Here is a 17,830-nt window from a genome sequence, read left to right as displayed (position 1 = left end):
TTAAGCCTCCCGATCCCGACGAGCTGTACGCAGTATGGATACCACCAGCTCGGCAAAACTCATACCGGCCTCACGCGCCGCCATGGGAACCAGGCTGTGATCAGTCATCCCCGGCAGGGTGTTCACTTCAAGCAGCTGAAAATTTCCCTGACTGTCCATCATCAGATCTACACGCCCCCAGCCACGGCAACCCACAGCCTGAAATGCCCGCAGTGCCAGGGTTTTCAGCGCATCATAGCGTGCTTCACTGAGTTGATGATCAAACAGGTAACGTGTGTCATTGGCTTCATACTTGGCATTGAAATCGTAGAAGTCATGGGTGGTTTCCAGGCGAATCACCGGCAACGCCTGATCATTCAGAATTGCCAGGGTATACTCGGCGCCCTGAATCCATTGCTCTGCAATCACCTGATGATCATAACGTGCGGCTTCAGCATAGGCAGCTTTCAGCTGATCCAGATCCAGCACCCGGCTCATTCCAATGCTGGAACCCTCATGGACCGGTTTGACCATTAATGGGAAACCCAGCGTCCTGGCGACTTCCGCCAAGTCAGTTTCTGGTCGAAGCTCAGCAAAGGCAGGTGTCGGAAAACCGGCACCCATCCAGAGCTGTTTGCAACGCAACTTATCCATCCCAAGTGCTGAAGCCGCTACACCACTGCCGGTATAGGGTTTTTTCAGCATCTCCAGTAACCCCTGCAAAGTGCCATCTTCACCGCCACGACCATGCAGAATCAAAAAGGCGCGATCAAACTCAGCCGCCAATAACTGGGCAACCGGATCAGCCCCCTCGGCACACAGATCTATGGCAAATGCATCAACACCGGCATTACACAGGCCCTTCAATACTTCGGCACCACTGCGCAACGAGATGCTGCGCTCTGCTGAATCACCACCCAGCAATACGGCAACACGCCCAAACTCCTGGGCCTCAGCTGCTGTGATTTTGTAATCGCTCATACGCGTCCCTCTTCAGATCCGCTCAGATCCAACCGGCTCAAACGGTGGGCCAAGGCGGTGATATCACCTGCGCCCTGGGTTAACAGTAAGTCTCCTGGGCGCAACAGGGTAGTCAGCAAACCCGGCAGATCATCTGCTGATTCAACAAATACAGGTTCAACACCTCGCTGACGAATTGAACGACACAGGCTCCGGGTGTCCGCTCCCGGGATAGGTTGTTCACCTGCGGGATAAACTTCCAGCATGAGCAGCAAGTCAGTCTCTGCCAGCACCCTGACAAAATCCTCATACAGATCACGAGTGCGGGTATAGCGGTGTGGTTGATATACCATAACCAAACGTCGCTCCGGCCAGCCATCGCGCACTGCCTGAATTACGGCTTCCACCTCTCGTGGGTGGTGCCCATAGTCATCCACCAGTGTCGCCTCTCCGCCCTGCACCGGCACTTCGCCCAGAATCTGGAAACGTCGGCCAACGCCCTGAAAACGTTCCAAAGCACGGCAGATCGCTGTATCCGACAGCCCTTCATCCGTCGCCACTGCGATACAGGCCAGCGCATTCAGCACATTGTGTCGTCCCGGCATGTTCAGGGTCACCTGCAAAGGCTGATGCCCTGCAGGACGTTCAACCCTGAAGTGGGTTTTCAAACCTTCCATCTGCAGATCAACTGCACGGAAATCGGCGCCCTCATTAAAGCCATAGGTCAAAACAGGACGGCTGACGCGGGGCAGAATTTCGGCAACGACCGGATCATCGGTACACAACACAGCCAAACCATAAAACGGCAGGTTATGCAGGAAATTAACAAAGGTCTGCTTCAGTACGTTAAAGTCGCCACCATAGGTATCCATGTGATCGGCATCAATATTGGTGACAATCGCAACCATTGGCTGCAGATGCAGGAAAGACGCATCACTTTCATCCGCTTCAGCGACCAGATAACGACTGCCCCCTAACTGCGCATTGGTACCCGCACTGTTCAGTCGCCCTCCGATCACAAAGGTCGGGTCCAGCCCGCCTTCTGCCATCATTGATGCCAGCAGACTGGTCGTCGTGGTCTTTCCATGAGTACCCGCAACAGCAATGCCATGGCGGTAACGCATCAGCTCTGCCAGCATTTCGGCTCGCCGTACCACTGGAATACGCTGTTCGCGTGCAGCCCGTAGTTCGGGGTTTTCTTCAGATACAGCCGTGGAAATGACGACCACGTCCGCCTCTGCGACATTCTGTTCCTGATGTCCGATGGTAATACGTGCACCCAGCGATGCCAGGCGATCGGTCACGACCGAATCACGCATATCCGAACCACTGATCTGATAACCCTGGTTCAGCAGCACTTCAGCGATACCACACATGCCCACACCGCCAATACCGACAAAATGTATCTGGCGGATACGGCGCATCTCTGGCACTTCATAGACCCCTGCATTGCAATCTTTAATCATGCCATTACCTCCAGACACACCTCAGCCAGTTGTTTACCAGCGTCTGGTTTACCTTGCTTGCGCGCCAGCTGTGCCATCTGCAGCAAGCGATCACGTTGATTGAATTGCTGTAACATCTGGACCAGGCGTTCGGCCGTCAAGGCTTCCTGCTGAATACGCTCAGCCGCACCGGCATCCACCAGAAACTGTGCATTGGCCGTCTGGTGATCATCGACAGCAAACGGGAAAGGCACCAGCACAGCTGCAACCCCTGCAATTGCCAATTCACTGACTGTTAATGCACCTGAACGACAGATCACCAGATCAGCCCAGCCAAACGCCTCATCCATCTGTTCAATAAATGGCACCACCTGTGCGTCCACACCCAAACGCTGATAGGCTGCCAACGTAGCCTTATGGTGGGTCTGTCCGGTCTGATGCCATACCACGGGGCGCTGCTCCGCTGGCAATTGCGCCAAGGCTTCCGGCAAACGCTCATTAATGGCTTGCGCACCCAGGCTGCCGCCAACAACCAATACCCGAATCGGCCCCTCGCGCTCAGCCATACGCTCAGCGGGAGCAGGCAACTCTAAAATGGGGCCACGCACCGGGTTGCCTAGAGTGTCTTCAGGGGAACACTCCGCAAACGCACCCGGAAAAGCCTGTAATACACGGGTGGCAATGCGTGCCAACACCTTATTGGTCATCCCCGGAATCGCATTCTGTTCATGAATGACAACTGGAATTCCCATCAACCAGGCCGCCAAACCTCCTGGACCTGATGCGAATCCGCCCATTCCCAGTACGGCATCCGGTTTGACCTGTTTAATCACCTTACGTGCTGCCAGGGTGGCTTTGAGTAAATTGAAGGGTGCAGTCAGCATCCGCAACACCCCCTTACCACGCAGTCCAGCTACCGGAATGGTGTTCAGTTTGATGTCTGCTGCCGGTACGACACGTGCTTCAATCCCGCGTTCAGTGCCCAGCCATTCAACATGCACTCCCTGCTGACGCAGCAGATCAGCCGTTGCCAGAGCAGGAAATACGTGACCACCTGTGCCACCGGCCATCACCAACAGAGTTTTAGAATGCTTGATGGTCATGCCTCTACTCTCCCGGCTGATTTTCTGGTGCGTCGAGGCCCTCGTTGCCCTTCGACTGTTGCACGTTTCAGTTCATAATCTATGCGCAATACGATCGCAATCATGATGGCTGATGCCAATAAACTACTGCCGCCATAACTCAACAGCGGCAATGTCAGACCTTTAGTCGGCAAAGCACCCACGTTCACACCGATATTGATCAATGCCTGTCCGGCGAAAATAAAAGCAAAGCCATAGCAGACATAACCCATAAAAAACTGTTGCTGTTTTTCAGCACGCCGCCCGGTTACAAAAATTCGGTAAACCAGGAAGCAATAGAGCAGAATGACGATCAGAGCCCCCACCAATCCCAGCTCTTCGGCAAGAATTGAATAGATAAAGTCGGTATGGGCTTCTGGCAGATAAAACAGTTTTTGCACACTGTTGCCCAACCCGGTACCAAACCATTCACCCCGTCCAAAGGCGATCTGCGCCTGAGACAGCTGATAACCGGCTCCGAAAGGGTCGGCCCAGGGGTCCAGGAAGGTTTTCAGACGCTGCACACGGTAAGGCTGCGTCACCGCCAGCAACCCTGCCATCAAGACCCCGATCAGCAGCACAATAATGAACTGAAACAGTCGCATACCGCTGAGAAACACCATGCCCATCACGGTACACATCAGTACCACGGTCACCCCGAAGTCTGGCTGGCTGATCAACAGGCCAACATACACCGACAGAGGCAATACCGGCTTCATGACACCAGACCAGGTCGAACGCACTTCGGACAAACGGCGTACCAGATAACCGGCGATATAGATCACCATAAAGATCTTCGCCAACTCAGATACCTGCAGGTTAAAAAAGCCCAGACTGATCCAGCGGCGCGCACCATTGACCTCTCGTCCGATACCTGGCACCAGCACCAGTAACAGAGATACACCACCAATCACTAGCAGAGGCACACTGTACTGCTGCCACAGACGCATGGGAATTGCAGATACAATCGCCAGGGTCATCATCGCCATAACAACGAAAATCCCGTGGCGAATAATGAAAAAATAGGGCGATCCAAAGTCGCGCGCGGCCACATCCATGGATGCCGATGCGATCATCACGAAACCGGTCAGCATCAACGCCAGGACGCTCAGCAACAGGAACGGATCAAACGACAAGCGTCCCGCTGGCATATCCAGGAAGGCCGGCCAGGCTGATTTCAGTGAAACACTGCTCATGCCAGACCCTCCACAATTTCGATAAAGCGCTCACCCCGTGCCTCAAAGCCGCGGAACATATCGAAGCTGGCACAGGCTGGCGAGAGCAGCACCTGATCACCCGGCTGAGCTGCAGCTACCGCAACGTCAACAGCTTGCTCCAGTGAATCTGCATGCTGGATCGGCAATCCGGCCAGGTCTGCTTCAATCAGCGCCGCATCGCGACCTATCAACACCACTCTGCGCGCATAGTTGCTCAATGGCTGATGCAGTTCGGTAAAACGCTGTTCTTTGCCAACCCCGCCCAGAATCACTATCAGTTTCTGTTCCGGTTGCAGCATTTTGCCCAAACCTTCAACGGCAGCCAGCGTGGCACCGACATTGGTGCCCTTGGAGTCGTTGATAAAGCTGACACCCTGCTTCTCTGCCACCCACTGACAGCGATGCTTCAAACCGGCAAACTGGCGCACAGCTGACAACATCGCCTCTTGTGGCAATCCGGCGGCTTCACCCAGGGCCAATGCAGCCAGCACATTGGCAATATTGTGTGCGCCACTGATACGCAGATCAGTGACGGGCATCAGAGGAGTCAGTCCACGGTAGAGCCAATTGCCACCCTCCTGCTGCGCGATGCCATACTGGCCAAGGTCTGGTGCTGACAGGCCAAAACTCAGGGTTTTCATTCCCTGCGAGACCAACGGTGCTGTCAGAGGATCGTCACGATTGATGATGGCATGGCGGCAACCACGATAAATCCGGTGTTTGGCCAGATAGTAGCTCTGCAAGTCGGCATAGCGATCCATATGATCGGCGCTGATATTCAGCACTGTCGCGGCCTGTGCCCTTAACTCATGGGTGGTTTCCAGCTGAAAGCTGGACAGCTCCAAGACATAGAGCTCAGCCTGTGGCTGTTGCAACAGTTCCAATACAGGTGTTCCAATATTGCCACCGACAGCGACACGCACTCCGGCAGACTCTGCCATTTCACCCACCAGCGTGGTCACAGTACTTTTTGCATTGGAGCCGGTGATGGCGACAATCGGCGCATCGACTTCTCGACAGAAGAGATCGATATCACCAATGACTCGACAACCTTTTTGCAATGCATATTGAATAGCCGGTGAGGATTTCGCCACACCAGGGCTAAGAATCAATTCACTGGCCTGTGTCAGGTACTCTGCATCCAGTTCACCGCAGCGCAGTTCTATCTGCGGAAATTCACGATAGAACTGGGCTGCCATAGGCGGTTGCTCACGCGTATCCACAACGGCAAAAGGCCAGCCACGTGCCGCCAAATAACGGGCACAGGCATACCCGGTCTGTCCCAGACCGATAATAATGCGAAGTGTATCCGTTGCGATCAGCGTCACTAGCAGCTCCCGTCAGCGTAGCTTGAGTGTCGCCAGTCCAATCAGGACCAGTACAACACTGATAATCCAGAAACGCACAATGACGCGCGGCTCTGGCCAACCCTTTAACTCAAAATGATGATGAATCGGTGCCATGCGGAAAATACGCCGCCCGGTCAATTTATAGGAGGCAACCTGCAGAATCACCGACACGGTTTCCAGTACAAAAATGCCTCCCATAATGACCAGCACCAGCTCCTGGCGCACGATCACGGCAACCACCCCCAAGACAGCACCTAAAGACAGGGCTCCGACATCACCCATAAAGACCTGTGCGGGATAGGTGTTGAACCACAAGAACCCCAGGCCCGCACCCACGATGGCACCGCAGATGATAATCAGCTCACCAGAGCCTGCGACATAAGGAATATGCAGATAGTTGGCAAACTGCACATGGCCGCTCAGATAGGCAAACACTGCCAGCGCACCTGCCACCATCACCGTCGGCATAATCGCCAGACCATCCAGACCATCCGTAAGGTTCACCGCATTGGAGCTGCCGACTATGACGAAGTAGGTAAATACAATAAAGAAAATGCCCATGTCGATAATCACGTCTTTGAAGAACGGCACGATCAACTGGGTTTCAACCGGGCTCTGGGCTGTCATGTAAAGCAGGATCGCCGCACCAAAACCGCCTACGGACTGCCAGAAATACTTCCAGCGAGCGGGCAAACCCCGGGGGTTTTTCTCAATCACTTTGCGCCAGTCATCGACCCACCCCACAGCACCGAAAATAATCAGCACATACAAGGTGATCCAGACATAGCGATTACTGAGATCCCCCCAGAGCAACGTACTCACGGCAATTGCCAGCAAAATCAATCCGCCACCCATGGTGGGTGTACCGGATTTGCTCAGGTGTGACTGTGGTCCATCGGTTCTGACAGCCTGGCCTATCTGACGACTGCGAAGCTGATTTATCAGATAAGGTCCGAGCAGCAACGAAATCGATAAAGCGGTCAATACGCCCAGAATACCGCGCAGGGTAATGTATCGAAACACCGAAAAAGCCGAGAAGTACTGTGTCAGATATTCTGTTAACAGTAACAACATTACTGAGCATCCCCTTGTTGAAGAGCGCTGACCACTCTATCCATTAACGCACTGCGTGAACCCTTAACCAACAAGGTCATCGGTTCGCTCAGCCTCTGTTTGAGTGCCTCGATCAGGTCACTCTGCTGTTCAAAATGCCAGGCGGCCAGACCTGACTGTCTGGCAGACTCAACTGCATGGCGCATCAAAGGTCCGGTCGCATAGAGACCATCCAGTTCCGCCTGAGCCGCATAGTGGCCCAACTGATGGTGCAAGGCTTCAGCTTCTGCGCCCAATTCAGCCATATCCCCTAACACCAGCAAGCGTTGTCCGGGACGCGCCGCCAGATAATCAATTGCAACCTGCATTGCCTGTGGATTGGCATTGTAGCTGTCGTCGATCAACCAGCCTGATGGCAATGCAATCGGTTTCATCCGCCCCTTGACTGCTTCACAAGCCTCCAGTCCGGCTTTCACCTCACGCAAAGGCAGCCCCAGTGCTAACCAGGCAGCCGTCGCCGCTACTGCATTCGCAACATTATGCTGACCCAGTAAACGCAGCTGCACAGCCACCTGCTCTTGCTGATAGTTCAGTCGGAATCCCCAGGCACCGGCAGCATCCGCGTGAGCCTGACTGGCCCAAACATCGGCATCGGGATTGTGAGCGGAAAAAGTCAGATAGGCGCGGCGCATATTATCCAGCTTCTCTCGCCAGAAATCTGCATGTGGATCATCCAGATTTACGATGCCTACGCCTTCATCACTCAAGGCATTGAATATTTCAGATTTGGCTCTGACAACACCCTGCAAACTGCCGAAGCCTTCGATATGTGCTGCACAGGCATTGTTCAGCACAGACACATGCGGCTGAGTCAGATGAACGGTGTAGTCGATTTCACCTTCGGCACTGGCACCCAGTTCAATCACGGCAAACTGATGCGATGCCTCTAACTGCAGAAGTGTCAGCGGCGCACCTATATGATTGTTCAGATTACCCTGGGTATAGAGCGTCGCTCCCTGAGTTGAGAGCATGCTCGCCAGCAACTCTTTGACAGTGGTTTTACCGCTACTGCCCGTTACCGCCACGACTCGACCAGCAAAACGGTTACGATTCAATGCTGCCAGACGACCCAGCGCAATCAGACTGTCATTGACACACAATTGTGGCAGCGGGTCGTCAACCAGACGCTCAGTCACAGCGGCAACAGCGCCTTTTTCACGCGCCTGATTCAAAAAGTCATGTGCATCAAAATGCTCGCCACGCAGACAGACAAACAGGTCACCCGGCTTCACCTGACGCGTATCAGTACAGATGCGAACAATGTGCAGATCAGGTTGTACCTGCGAGGGCACTTCTGCTTCGATTGCCTGAGCTGCCACGGCCAGCGTCCAATCACCGATCATACTGACCTCCTCTGCTGCAACACATCTCTGGCCACCGCTTGATCACTGAACGAAAAGCGCTCGCCCGCAATTTCCTGATAATCCTCATGTCCTTTTCCGGCAATCAGCACGATATCCTGCGGACCAGCTGTTTCAATCGCGACACGAATCGCCGCGGCACGATCCACCTCAATCAGTGGTGTCTGCTGACTGCTGACACCTGTCTGAATCTGACGAATAATCAATTCAGGGTTTTCGCTACGCGGGTTATCACTGGTAATCACCAACTGATCTGCCAGGCCACTGGCAACCTGAGCCATAATCGGCCGTTTACCCTGATCACGATCACCACCACAACCAAACACACAGATGATCCGGCTGCCGGATTTGCGGTGTTCATTCAAAGCAGACAGAGTTTGCAACAGAGCATCCGGGGTATGTGCATAGTCAACCAGTACCAAAGGATCACCAGACTCCGATACCTTTTCCATACGACCACACACCGCTTTCACCTGTGACAAAGCACGGCTCATCTGCACGGGCGTATAGCCTGCCAGCCCCAATGAGGCCGTCGTCAATAACAGGTTACTCAGGTTAAAACGACCAATCAGTGAAGAAGTGGCACTCACCTCCCCCCAGGGGGTCGCCAGAGCAAAACTCATACCTTCATCATGCAACTCGGAATGCTTCACATGAATATCAGCGGCGGTATCCAGCAGTGAATAGCTGACCACATCACGTCCCAGAGCACGACCTTGCAGCACCAGTTCACGACCAAACTCATCATCCAGATTTAGCAGTTGTATGGCGTCCGGCTGCTCAAACAAACGACGCTTCGACGCAGCATAGGCTGCCATGCTTTGATGATAATCCAGATGGTCACGCGTCAAATTGGTGAAGCCTACCTGACTGAAATGTACGCCTGCTGTACGCTGTTGGTCCAACGCATGACTGGATACCTCCATCGCAACCACCTCGGCACCGGCCTGCTGATAGCCAGCAAGCAACTGGTGAACAGTGAGTACATCAGGGGTTGTATGACTGGAGCGATCCAGGGCACCCGGAAAACCGTTCCCGATTGTGCCAACCAAAGCTGTTTTTTCACCTAACAGATTCAACGCCTGTGCAATAAAATGACTGCATGATGTTTTGCCATTGGTACCGGTGATACCAATCACACGCATGGACTCAGATGGCGTATGGTAGTAACGGCTGATCACTTCACCGGCCAGTTGATTTAGGTCCGGCACCGGAAAAATCCAGTCTGCGTAGATATCCAGCCCCTCATGGTATTCATGGGCATGCATCAAGACCGCCGACGCACCGGCCTGAATTGCAGGAATAACAAAATCCGCGCCCTTATGATGCGATCCTGAGCGCGCGATATACAGATCACCGGCGCGCACATCTCGATGGTCCAGCACCAGATTACGGATCAGCAACTGCTCCGGCACATCAGGATAATCCGGCAACAGACTTTTTAAACTCGGCAAATCAGAACGTACAGCATTCATCGTCCAGCCACCTGTCTTCGGGGTTCAGGCCAACGGTCAGGATCCAAGTTCAGCAAACGCAAGGCGCCAGCGGCAACACGGGCAAACACTGGAGCCGCCACTTCGCCACCATAAATCTCCCGTCCCTTGGGGTTATCGACCATCACTACAATTGCCAGGCGCGGATCCGATACCGGCGCAACACCTGCAAATACAGTTGTATATTCTTCACGGTTGTAACCACCACCACCAATACGGTGCACCGTACCTGTTTTACCGGCGACCCGATAACCTTCAACCGCAGCACGACGGGCGGTCCCTTCTGGCCCGATCACCGTTTCCATCATATTCAGTACCTGATTACCAACCCCCGGCGGCATCACCCGAACACCCGCACTGTCCTGTTCATTTTTAAGCAGCGAAACGGGGTACAGCACCCCGTCCGACGCAAACGGAATATAGGCTTGTGCCAGCTGCAAGGGTGTCACAGACAGCCCATAACCATAGGACATGGTGGCACGCTCAACCACCTGACGTTCACGCAGATCCGGCAAGTGCCCTGTACGCTCACCCGGAAAACCTGTCTGACTGAGTTGCCCAAAGCCCAGATTCTGCAACAGCCTTGGCAACCGGTCATGTTCCATATCCATCACCAGTCGCACTGTACCCACGTTACTGGATTTGGTAATAATGCCGGTCAAAGAGAGATCACCATAATTACGGAAGTCGCGGATAGTGGCTGAACGTACACGCATGGTACCGGGTGAGGTTTTGACCACTGTGTCCGGGGTGTAGCGGCCAGTCATCAAGGCGGCAGCCACCGTCATAGGCTTCACTGTCGAACCCGGTTCAAACAAGTCAGTCATGGCCCGGTTACGCAACGCAGCAGGTTCCAGACGACTACGGTCATTCGGGTTATAAGACGGCTGATTCACCATCGCCAACACTTCACCCGTGTGCGTATCCAGAATCACCACAGACCCTGCATCTGCCTGGTGAGCCTCAACAACGGCTTTCAGCTCACGATAGGCCATATATTGCAAACGCAGATCGATACTCAGCTGCAGCTCATTTCCCTGACGTGCATCCTGAATAGACCGAATATGCCGGATCGTACGTCCGACTCGATCACGCATCACCAGTTTGCTGCCATGCTCCCCACTCAGCCACTCGTTAAACGCCAGCTCCATGCCTTCCTGGCCCTCACCATCAACATTGGTGAACCCCACCAAGTGAGCAGTCACTTCCCCCGCAGGATAGAAACGCCGGTACTCACGATCAACGTTAATACCTGGAATACCGAGCAGACGCACCGCTTCTGCCACTTCAGGCGTTACCTGACGACGCAGATAAATAAAGCGTCGTTCAGGATGACTACCCACCCGATCCAGTAATGTGCCGTGCGGAATTTCCAGCAGTTGTCCCAGACGGCTCAGGTAAGGATGTTGCAAATCAATATACTTGGGATCTGCCCAGATACTGGCGACCGGTGCACTCACAGCCAGCGGCTCGCCATTACGATCGGTGATTACCCCCCGGTGCGCAGGAATCAGCATGGTACGGATAGTACGGGCATCCCCCTGATTCTGCAGAAATGCCTGATCAGTCCAATAGAGAGACAAGAGTTTTGCCAAGATTCCAGCCACAGCCAGGCCGAGCAGGAGAAACACAACCCACATGCGCCAGCTTTTAGCTGCTGTTATCTGTGTCTGTTCTGTTTTGGCATTCATTTTCGGATTATCTCGGTTTCATCCGCTTTAGGTACCCGCATCTGCAATCGGGTTTCAGCTTCACTTTCAATACGACCATGACCACCCCAGGTACTCTGCTCCAGCAACAACTGCCCCCACTCAACCTGCAGTTCATCCCATTGATGCACCAGCACCTGATGATCGTTAAACAAGCGGCGATAGTCATAGGCCGCCTTTACAACTGTCAACGCAGAAACCAGTATCGCCAGAATCAGCACCAGCAAAATCATCAACGGACGATAGAGCTCTGCATGGTCGATATAGGCTTCAACATCCTCCGGTACAGTTTTTTTCCCTTGAGCCGCTTTCGCAGCTCTGGCTTTGGCAAACATTGCCTTGAGCGTCACGCGCTTTTCTCCGCCACGCGCATCACAGCGCTGCGCGAGCGTGGATTGACATCCACCTCTGCCGCACTGGCCTTGACAGCCTTGCCAATATTTTTCAAACGCTGATTCAGCATGGCCTGAGTAAAAGGCACACCACTTGGAAGGTGCTCATCTCCTTTCACATGCCGGCGGATAAAGCGCTTCACGATTCGGTCTTCGAGTGAATGGAAACTGATCACTACCAGACGGCCAGATAGCGCCAGGATTTCCAGGGCCTGATCCAGACAGGATTCGATCTCTTCCAGCTCTCGATTTATATGAATTCGAATACCCTGAAAAGCACGCGTAGCCGGGTTTTTACCCTTTTCCCAGCGCGGATTGGCTGCGGATATAATACTGGCAAGACGAGCTGTTGTAGTGATAGGAGCCTGCGCACGCGCCTCAACAATGGCTTTGGCCATACGTCGTGAAAAGCGCTCTTCGCCATAATGAAACAGCACATCGGCAATTTCAGTTTCTGCTGCACGATTAATCCAGTCTGCAGCGCTTTCACCGACAGTGGTATTCATACGCATATCCAGCGGGCCATCCTGCTGAAAACTGAACCCGCGAGAAGGATCATCCAGCTGCGGTGAGCTGACGCCAAGATCCAGCAATATGCCAGTCACCTGCCCAGCCATACCACATTTTTCAACGAAAGATTGCATCTCACTGAAAGCGCCATGCTCAATCATAAAACGTGGATCATTGCCAAAACGACGTTGTGCTTCTGCCACAGCGACCGGATCCTTGTCGATGGCCAACAGACGCCCCTGCTCACTCAGTTGTGACAGAATCAAGGCAGAGTGACCACCACGGCCAAACGTACCGTCGATGTAAAAGCCATGCGGATCTGTTACCAGAGCGGCAACAGCTTCCTGCAACATGACGGTAATGTGACTGAATTCCTGACTCATTTCAGATCCTGTAAACCTGCGTTTAGCCTACCGCTTAAAGCGACAGCTCCAACATTTCCGGTGGCAGGGTGTCTTCGCCAACCTCGTCAAGGTATTCATCCCGGGTCGCACTCCATTGAGCCTCATCCCAGATTTCAAACTTGCGTCCCTGTCCTAACAAAACAATTTTCTTATCCAGCCCGGCATACTCACGCAGGCTCGCTGGCAACAACAACCGGCCATTACCATCCAGCTCCAAATCCGTTGCATGACCAATTAACAGGCGCTGGATGCGTCGTGCAACTTTATTAAAACTTGGCAAGGCCTCTATCTGAGCCTGAATTTCTTCCCACTCAGGTAGCGGGTACAACAACAAGCAACGGGACTCAGTGTCGATCGTGGCAACCATCTGATTACTGCAATGAGAGGCAATCATCTCGCGATAGCGGGCCGGGATCGCCATGCGCCCCTTTGCATCAAGATTGATTGGATTCACACCGCGGAACATGATGCCCACTGATTTTCCCCAAAATTACCCACTTTTAACCACTTTCACCCACCATTGCACACTATAGTGAGTAACCCCAGGCAATGCAAGGCGGTACGGGCGGTCTGATACTGCCTGCACAAGCAACAAAATCAGCCTATCGACAGATCGGCGCTCAAGAAGCATCCACGAATCAATAAATTAAATAGAAACAACAAGATGAACTGTATATACATACAGCTGAAAGATTTTTTAATCGATATCAAAAAAGCAGAAAAGCAAACAAGGAAGATGGGAGCCTGCCTGTAAGCCGGGTTTTGTCGGGGACAATCATTCATCTAGGACCAGCGTCACCACTGGCCTCAAGCAACCTACCCGGATCCAGTGCGGGCCACACCTGAAGGATCCCTATTTGGTCTTGCTCTGAGTGGGGTTTTCCATCGCCGTGGAGTGTTACCACCCACGCGGTGCGCTCTTACCGCACCATTTCAACCTTACCGTGACTCCGAAGAGCCCTTAGGCGGTATACTTTCTGTTGCACTTTCCGTCGGCTCACGCCGCCCAGACGTTATCTGGCACTCTGCCCTGTAGAGCCCGGACTTTCCTCTCTCCTGCATGCAGGACAGCGATTGTCCGGCAGACTCCCGCGACGCAGAATAACAGGAAAAAGCCGAAGTGCAAGCCTTATCACTTACGAGCGCTGCAACAGCAGCTCATAGAGTCGCTTCTTGTGCACACCGGTAATCTGCGCAGCCAGTGCGGCCGCTTTTTTAGGTGGCAACTCATCTGCCAACAAACGCAGCACCGCTTCACTACGCGGATCAACCGACTCATCATCCGGCACTACTGGCTCAGCGCCACGCACCAATACCACAAATTCACCTTTTTGCTGATTACTGTCAGCCTGCATCCACGCCAGTAACTCAGCAAGAGCACCCTGCCTGAAGGTTTCAAAGGTTTTCGTCAGCTCCCGCGCCACCACCGCCTCACGCGCCGGACCAAACACCTCAATCATATCCTGCAGGCTATCCAGAATACGGTGCGTTGACTCATAAAACACCAGCGTGCAACTCTGCCCCACCAGCTCCTCCAGGCTTTTCAGCCGTGCCTGACGTCGAGCAGGCAGGAAACCGATAAACATAAAGCGGTCTGATGGCAAGCCCGCTGCACTCAGGGCTGCAACAAATGCACAGCAACCTGGTACCGGAGAAACCTGATAACCTGCCTCTCTCACACGCCTGACCAGCGCATAACCCGGATCTGAAATCAGCGGCGTACCGGCATCAGAAACCAGGGCCACGCGCTTGCCTTGTGAAAGCTGATCAATAATCATCTCGGCACGCGCAACTTCATTATGATCATGGACTGAAATCAACGTCGATTTAATGTTAAAGTAGGCTAGTAGACGGCCGGTGTGACGGGTATCCTCGGCTGCAATCAGATCCACCTCTCCGAGCAGTGATACCGCACGGGCTGACAGATCGCCCAGGTTACCGATCGGGGTGGCAATTACATACAAAACCGGTTCCGCCATGAAGGTTATTCTCTTTTAAAGGATTCATGAGTTTATGACAATGCGACTCCGTTTGCCGCTACTGCTTCTACTGGCATTACTGCTTTCTGCCTGTGGCAGCCTGCCCTCTACACAGGTTATGACGCCACCAACCGACGATAACGAAGTACGCCAGCTTCTCAGCGCCGCCCATTCAGCACCACCTGAGCAAGCCGCCCGCCTGAGAGCTGAAGCAGCACAACGTCTGACAGACCAGGAGCAACCAACAGAAGCGCTCAGTATACTGGAATCTATCGACAAACGCAGACTTCCTGCCGAGCTGGGCCTGGATATTGCCTTGCAACAGGCTGAACTGGCACTCGCACTGGAACAACCAGATCGCGCACTACAGACCCTCGATTTCCGCACTCTGCCCGCCAATCTGAACAACGAGCAGGTCATTCAGTTGAATCAAGCGCGTGCAGATGCGTTTAATCAGTTGGGCAACTCTGTCAGTGCTGCGCGTGAATTGATTTCAGCCAGCCAAATGACTCAAGACAACTCACTGAAGCAAACCCTGCATAACCAGATCTGGGCCACACTGCGCAGCGCCAGCGCAGCAACGCTGCGCCAGGCCACACAGGATACAGGCAATAACTTCCTGGAGCAGGGCTGGTTTGAGCGCGCAGCCATGCTGGCGGGCATTGACGACTTTGGTGAGCAGCAAGAACAGCTGTTTGACTGGCAACTACTCTGGGATCAGCACCCTGCTGCGGAGCTTCCCCCGCAGGACACGGACAGCCGTATCGCTACAGACCTGGGCCCGATTCCTCTACCGGGCATGACACAACGCACAGCACTTTTCCTGCCACTGCAAGGCGACCTGGCTGACATTTCCAGAATTATCATTGAAGGCTACATTACCGCTCTGCAGACATCCGGCGGCCATCAATCTGAAGTTGTCCTGCTGGACAGTGATGACATCCGCACACCTGAACAGCTTTTTCATGCTGCGCGCGTGCAAGGCGCCGACTTTATTGTCGGCCCACTGGATCGGAGTTTTGTCAATCAGCTGGCACAGTTCCCGGAACACCCTGTGACCGTACTGGCTCTGAATCCTGCACAGGAAGGCAACAACCCACCCTTACAGCTCGACCTGTCCAGTGATCATGAAGCCACTGCAATGGCTCGCCGCGCGATTGAGCTGGGTTATCGCTCAGCCATGCTGATACGCAGCAACAACCGCAGTGGCGAGCGCTTCGAGCAGCTTCTTCGCGAAGCCTTCGAACAGCAGGGAGGCTCTATCAGCGCCACCCTCAACTTTCGCCCCACGGAAAGCAACTCGGAACAGATACGCCAACTGCTAATGCAGGACCCCGAAATCGCACGCACAATGCCCAGCCGTTCCCGCAGCGGCATGAGTGTCAACGTTCGACACGAAACAGATGTTATTTTCATGGCAACTGAAGCCAGCGATGCCCGCCTGATTCGCCCAATGCTGCTGTATCACTTTGCCGGCTCAATCCCGGTCATGGCCAATTCACAGCTCTTTGAAGGTAACCCCAGCGCAGCACGCGATGCTGACCTGAATGGCATCACCTTTGTTGACCTGCCCTGGCGCCTGGCAGAGCCCAGCCCTACACGTCAGGCGCTACTGGAAAAACGCAGCGATACTGACAGTGATATCGGCAAACTCTATGCTCTGGGCGCAGATACCTATCTGATCAGCCAGCAACTTCCTCAATTGCTTCGTCATCAGAAAGGCATTCAAGGAGAAACCGGCATTCTGAAGCTTGGCAATAATCGTCGGCTTATCAGAGAGCTGAGCTGGGCACAATTCATTAACGGAGTACCTCAACTCATTACGGAGTAATTCATGGACAGACATAGCCTCGGCAAGGACGCCGAACGTAATGCGGAAAACTGGCTCGAAACCCAGGGCCTGCAACTAATACAACGCAACATGCGCTGCAGGCTGGGTGAAATCGACCTCATCATGACGGACGGCGAATCCCTGATCTTTATCGAAGTCCGGCAACGCAACACGCGCGCATTTGGCGGCGCTGCAGCCTCCGTAGACTGGCGCAAGCAGCGCAAACTATTGCGAGCAGCCCGTTATTTCCTGGCAGCTAATCCTGCCTGGTCAAAACACCCTTGCCGTTTCGATGTCATAGCGTATGAAGGCAATGACATTCCTTTATGGTATCGTAACGCCTTTCAGAACTGACACAGGCCACCGAGATACGCACCATGGAGCTTGAAGACCGCATCATTCAACAGTTTCATCAATCGATGGAGGTTAACGCCCAGACGATAGAACAGTTTACCCCTGTTATCGCCCTGGCCAGTGAGCAGATCCTGCACTGCCTGATATCAGAGCATAAGATCCTCTGTGTCGGCAATGGCGCATCCGGTGCACTTGCACAACACTTTGGCGCATTACTGATTAACCGCTTTCGCCATGAACGACCCGGACTTCCTGTGGTCACACTGAATGCAGACAGTGCTGCAATGAGTGCGATTGCCGAAGACAGTGGCTTTGCCGACATTTACTCCAAGCAAATCCGGGCAATTGGTATGCCTGGCGACATACTGCTCGCCATTTCCGCCAATGGTCGTGCTGCCAGCCTGGTGCAGGCTATTCAGGCAGCACATGATCGTGAAATGACAGTGATTGCACTCACAGGCGCAGACGGTGGTAATATGACGGCGCTGCTGCGCCCGGATGAAACAGAGCTCTGTATTCCCTGTGATGATGAGATTCTGGTTCATCATGCACAGCTACTGGTATTACACAGCCTGGCTGACTTGATTGATTTTCAACTATTTGGAGCCTGAAC

16 protein-coding genes and 1 other RNA gene are annotated in these 17,830 nt (G+C 53.6%); 3 read left to right on the top strand and 14 right to left on the bottom strand.

Translation table 11 applies throughout. The annotated features are described in order from the left end of the window. The 14 genes from ADINL_RS02960 to rsmI all read right to left on the bottom strand — a co-directional run bounded on the left by ADINL_RS02960 (position 1) and on the right by rsmI (position 15,032). Entirely contained in the window at positions 1 to 960 is a 960-nt protein-coding gene (locus tag ADINL_RS02960; RefSeq protein WP_036543794.1) for a D-alanine--D-alanine ligase, read from the bottom strand. After that, positions 957 to 2,405, bottom strand: coding sequence for a UDP-N-acetylmuramate--L-alanine ligase (murC, locus tag ADINL_RS02955; RefSeq protein WP_084154365.1), 1,449 nt, complete (start codon positions 2,403 to 2,405; stop codon positions 957 to 959). Before murC ends, ADINL_RS02960 begins: the two co-directional genes overlap by 4 nt. Continuing rightward, a complete protein-coding gene (gene murG, locus ADINL_RS02950) occupies positions 2,402 to 3,487 on the bottom strand; it encodes an undecaprenyldiphospho-muramoylpentapeptide beta-N-acetylglucosaminyltransferase (protein WP_036543792.1) in 1,086 nt (361 codons plus the stop codon). Before murG ends, murC begins: the two co-directional genes overlap by 4 nt. Continuing rightward, the gene (gene ftsW, locus ADINL_RS02945) at positions 3,484 to 4,701 is read right to left on the bottom strand and encodes a putative lipid II flippase FtsW (RefSeq protein WP_239644322.1); all 1,218 of its coding nucleotides are present in this window, start codon (positions 4,699 to 4,701) and stop codon (positions 3,484 to 3,486) included. The genes murG and ftsW overlap by 4 nt, the downstream gene beginning before the upstream one ends. After that, the gene (murD, locus tag ADINL_RS02940) at positions 4,698 to 6,050 is read right to left on the bottom strand and encodes a UDP-N-acetylmuramoyl-L-alanine--D-glutamate ligase (RefSeq protein WP_036543789.1); all 1,353 of its coding nucleotides are present in this window, start codon (positions 6,048 to 6,050) and stop codon (positions 4,698 to 4,700) included. The genes ftsW and murD overlap by 4 nt, the downstream gene beginning before the upstream one ends. Positions 6,051 to 6,062: 12 nt before the next feature. Beyond that, positions 6,063 to 7,145 carry a phospho-N-acetylmuramoyl-pentapeptide-transferase gene (gene mraY, locus ADINL_RS02935; RefSeq protein ID WP_036543783.1) on the bottom strand — a complete coding sequence of 361 codons (1,083 nt, stop codon included), beginning with the start codon at positions 7,143 to 7,145 and terminating at the stop codon, positions 6,063 to 6,065. Beyond that, positions 7,145 to 8,527, bottom strand: coding sequence for a UDP-N-acetylmuramoyl-tripeptide--D-alanyl-D-alanine ligase (locus ADINL_RS02930; RefSeq protein WP_036543781.1), 1,383 nt, complete (start codon positions 8,525 to 8,527; stop codon positions 7,145 to 7,147). Before ADINL_RS02930 ends, mraY begins: the two co-directional genes overlap by 1 nt. Beyond that, positions 8,524 to 10,020: a UDP-N-acetylmuramoyl-L-alanyl-D-glutamate--2,6-diaminopimelate ligase gene (locus ADINL_RS02925; RefSeq protein WP_036543779.1), complete on the bottom strand. Its 1,497-nt coding sequence runs from the start codon at positions 10,018 to 10,020 to the stop codon at positions 8,524 to 8,526. Before ADINL_RS02925 ends, ADINL_RS02930 begins: the two co-directional genes overlap by 4 nt. Next, positions 10,017 to 11,729 (bottom strand): peptidoglycan D,D-transpeptidase FtsI family protein, encoded by a 1,713-nt coding sequence (locus ADINL_RS02920; protein WP_036543777.1) that lies wholly within the window; start codon positions 11,727 to 11,729, stop codon positions 10,017 to 10,019. Before ADINL_RS02920 ends, ADINL_RS02925 begins: the two co-directional genes overlap by 4 nt. Continuing rightward, on the bottom strand, positions 11,726 to 12,097 hold the full coding sequence (ftsL, locus tag ADINL_RS02915; RefSeq protein WP_204368188.1) for a cell division protein FtsL: 372 nt from the start codon (positions 12,095 to 12,097) through the stop codon (positions 11,726 to 11,728). Before ftsL ends, ADINL_RS02920 begins: the two co-directional genes overlap by 4 nt. Continuing rightward, entirely contained in the window at positions 12,094 to 13,032 is a 939-nt protein-coding gene (gene rsmH / locus ADINL_RS02910; protein ID WP_036543775.1) for a 16S rRNA (cytosine(1402)-N(4))-methyltransferase RsmH, read from the bottom strand. Before rsmH ends, ftsL begins: the two co-directional genes overlap by 4 nt. 34 nt (positions 13,033 to 13,066) lie before the next feature. After that, on the bottom strand, positions 13,067 to 13,519 hold the full coding sequence (mraZ, locus tag ADINL_RS02905) for a division/cell wall cluster transcriptional repressor MraZ (protein ID WP_036543771.1): 453 nt from the start codon (positions 13,517 to 13,519) through the stop codon (positions 13,067 to 13,069). Between the two features lie 269 nt (positions 13,520 to 13,788). Further along, positions 13,789 to 14,143: RNase P RNA component class A (gene rnpB / locus ADINL_RS15830), an RNA gene on the bottom strand. A 46-nt stretch (positions 14,144 to 14,189) separates the two neighbouring features. Further along, positions 14,190 to 15,032, bottom strand: a complete 843-nt coding sequence (gene rsmI / locus ADINL_RS02900; protein ID WP_036543770.1) for a 16S rRNA (cytidine(1402)-2'-O)-methyltransferase — start codon at positions 15,030 to 15,032, stop codon at positions 14,190 to 14,192. A 34-nt stretch (positions 15,033 to 15,066) separates the two neighbouring features. On the opposite strand from rsmI, the gene ADINL_RS02895 reads away from it, so the two are divergent. The 3 genes from ADINL_RS02895 to ADINL_RS02885 are packed head-to-tail and all read left to right on the top strand — an operon-like array spanning position 15,067 to position 17,828. Further along, a complete protein-coding gene (locus ADINL_RS02895) occupies positions 15,067 to 16,863 on the top strand; it encodes a penicillin-binding protein activator (RefSeq protein ID WP_036543769.1) in 1,797 nt (598 codons plus the stop codon). A 3-nt stretch (positions 16,864 to 16,866) separates the two neighbouring features. Next, on the top strand, positions 16,867 to 17,217 hold the full coding sequence (locus ADINL_RS02890; protein ID WP_036543768.1) for a YraN family protein: 351 nt from the start codon (positions 16,867 to 16,869) through the stop codon (positions 17,215 to 17,217). 23 nt (positions 17,218 to 17,240) lie between these two features. Further along, the gene (locus ADINL_RS02885) at positions 17,241 to 17,828 is read left to right on the top strand and encodes an SIS domain-containing protein (protein ID WP_036543767.1); all 588 of its coding nucleotides are present in this window, start codon (positions 17,241 to 17,243) and stop codon (positions 17,826 to 17,828) included. The last annotated feature ends 2 nt before the right edge of the window (positions 17,829 to 17,830 follow it).

Origin of the sequence: Nitrincola lacisaponensis, from assembly GCF_000691225.1 — a bacterium.
GTDB classification, from domain to species: domain Bacteria; phylum Pseudomonadota; class Gammaproteobacteria; order Pseudomonadales; family Balneatricaceae; genus Nitrincola; species Nitrincola lacisaponensis.
The sequence above is the reverse complement of the archived record's forward strand: the minus strand, read 5'-3'. Positions and strand labels throughout refer to the sequence as shown.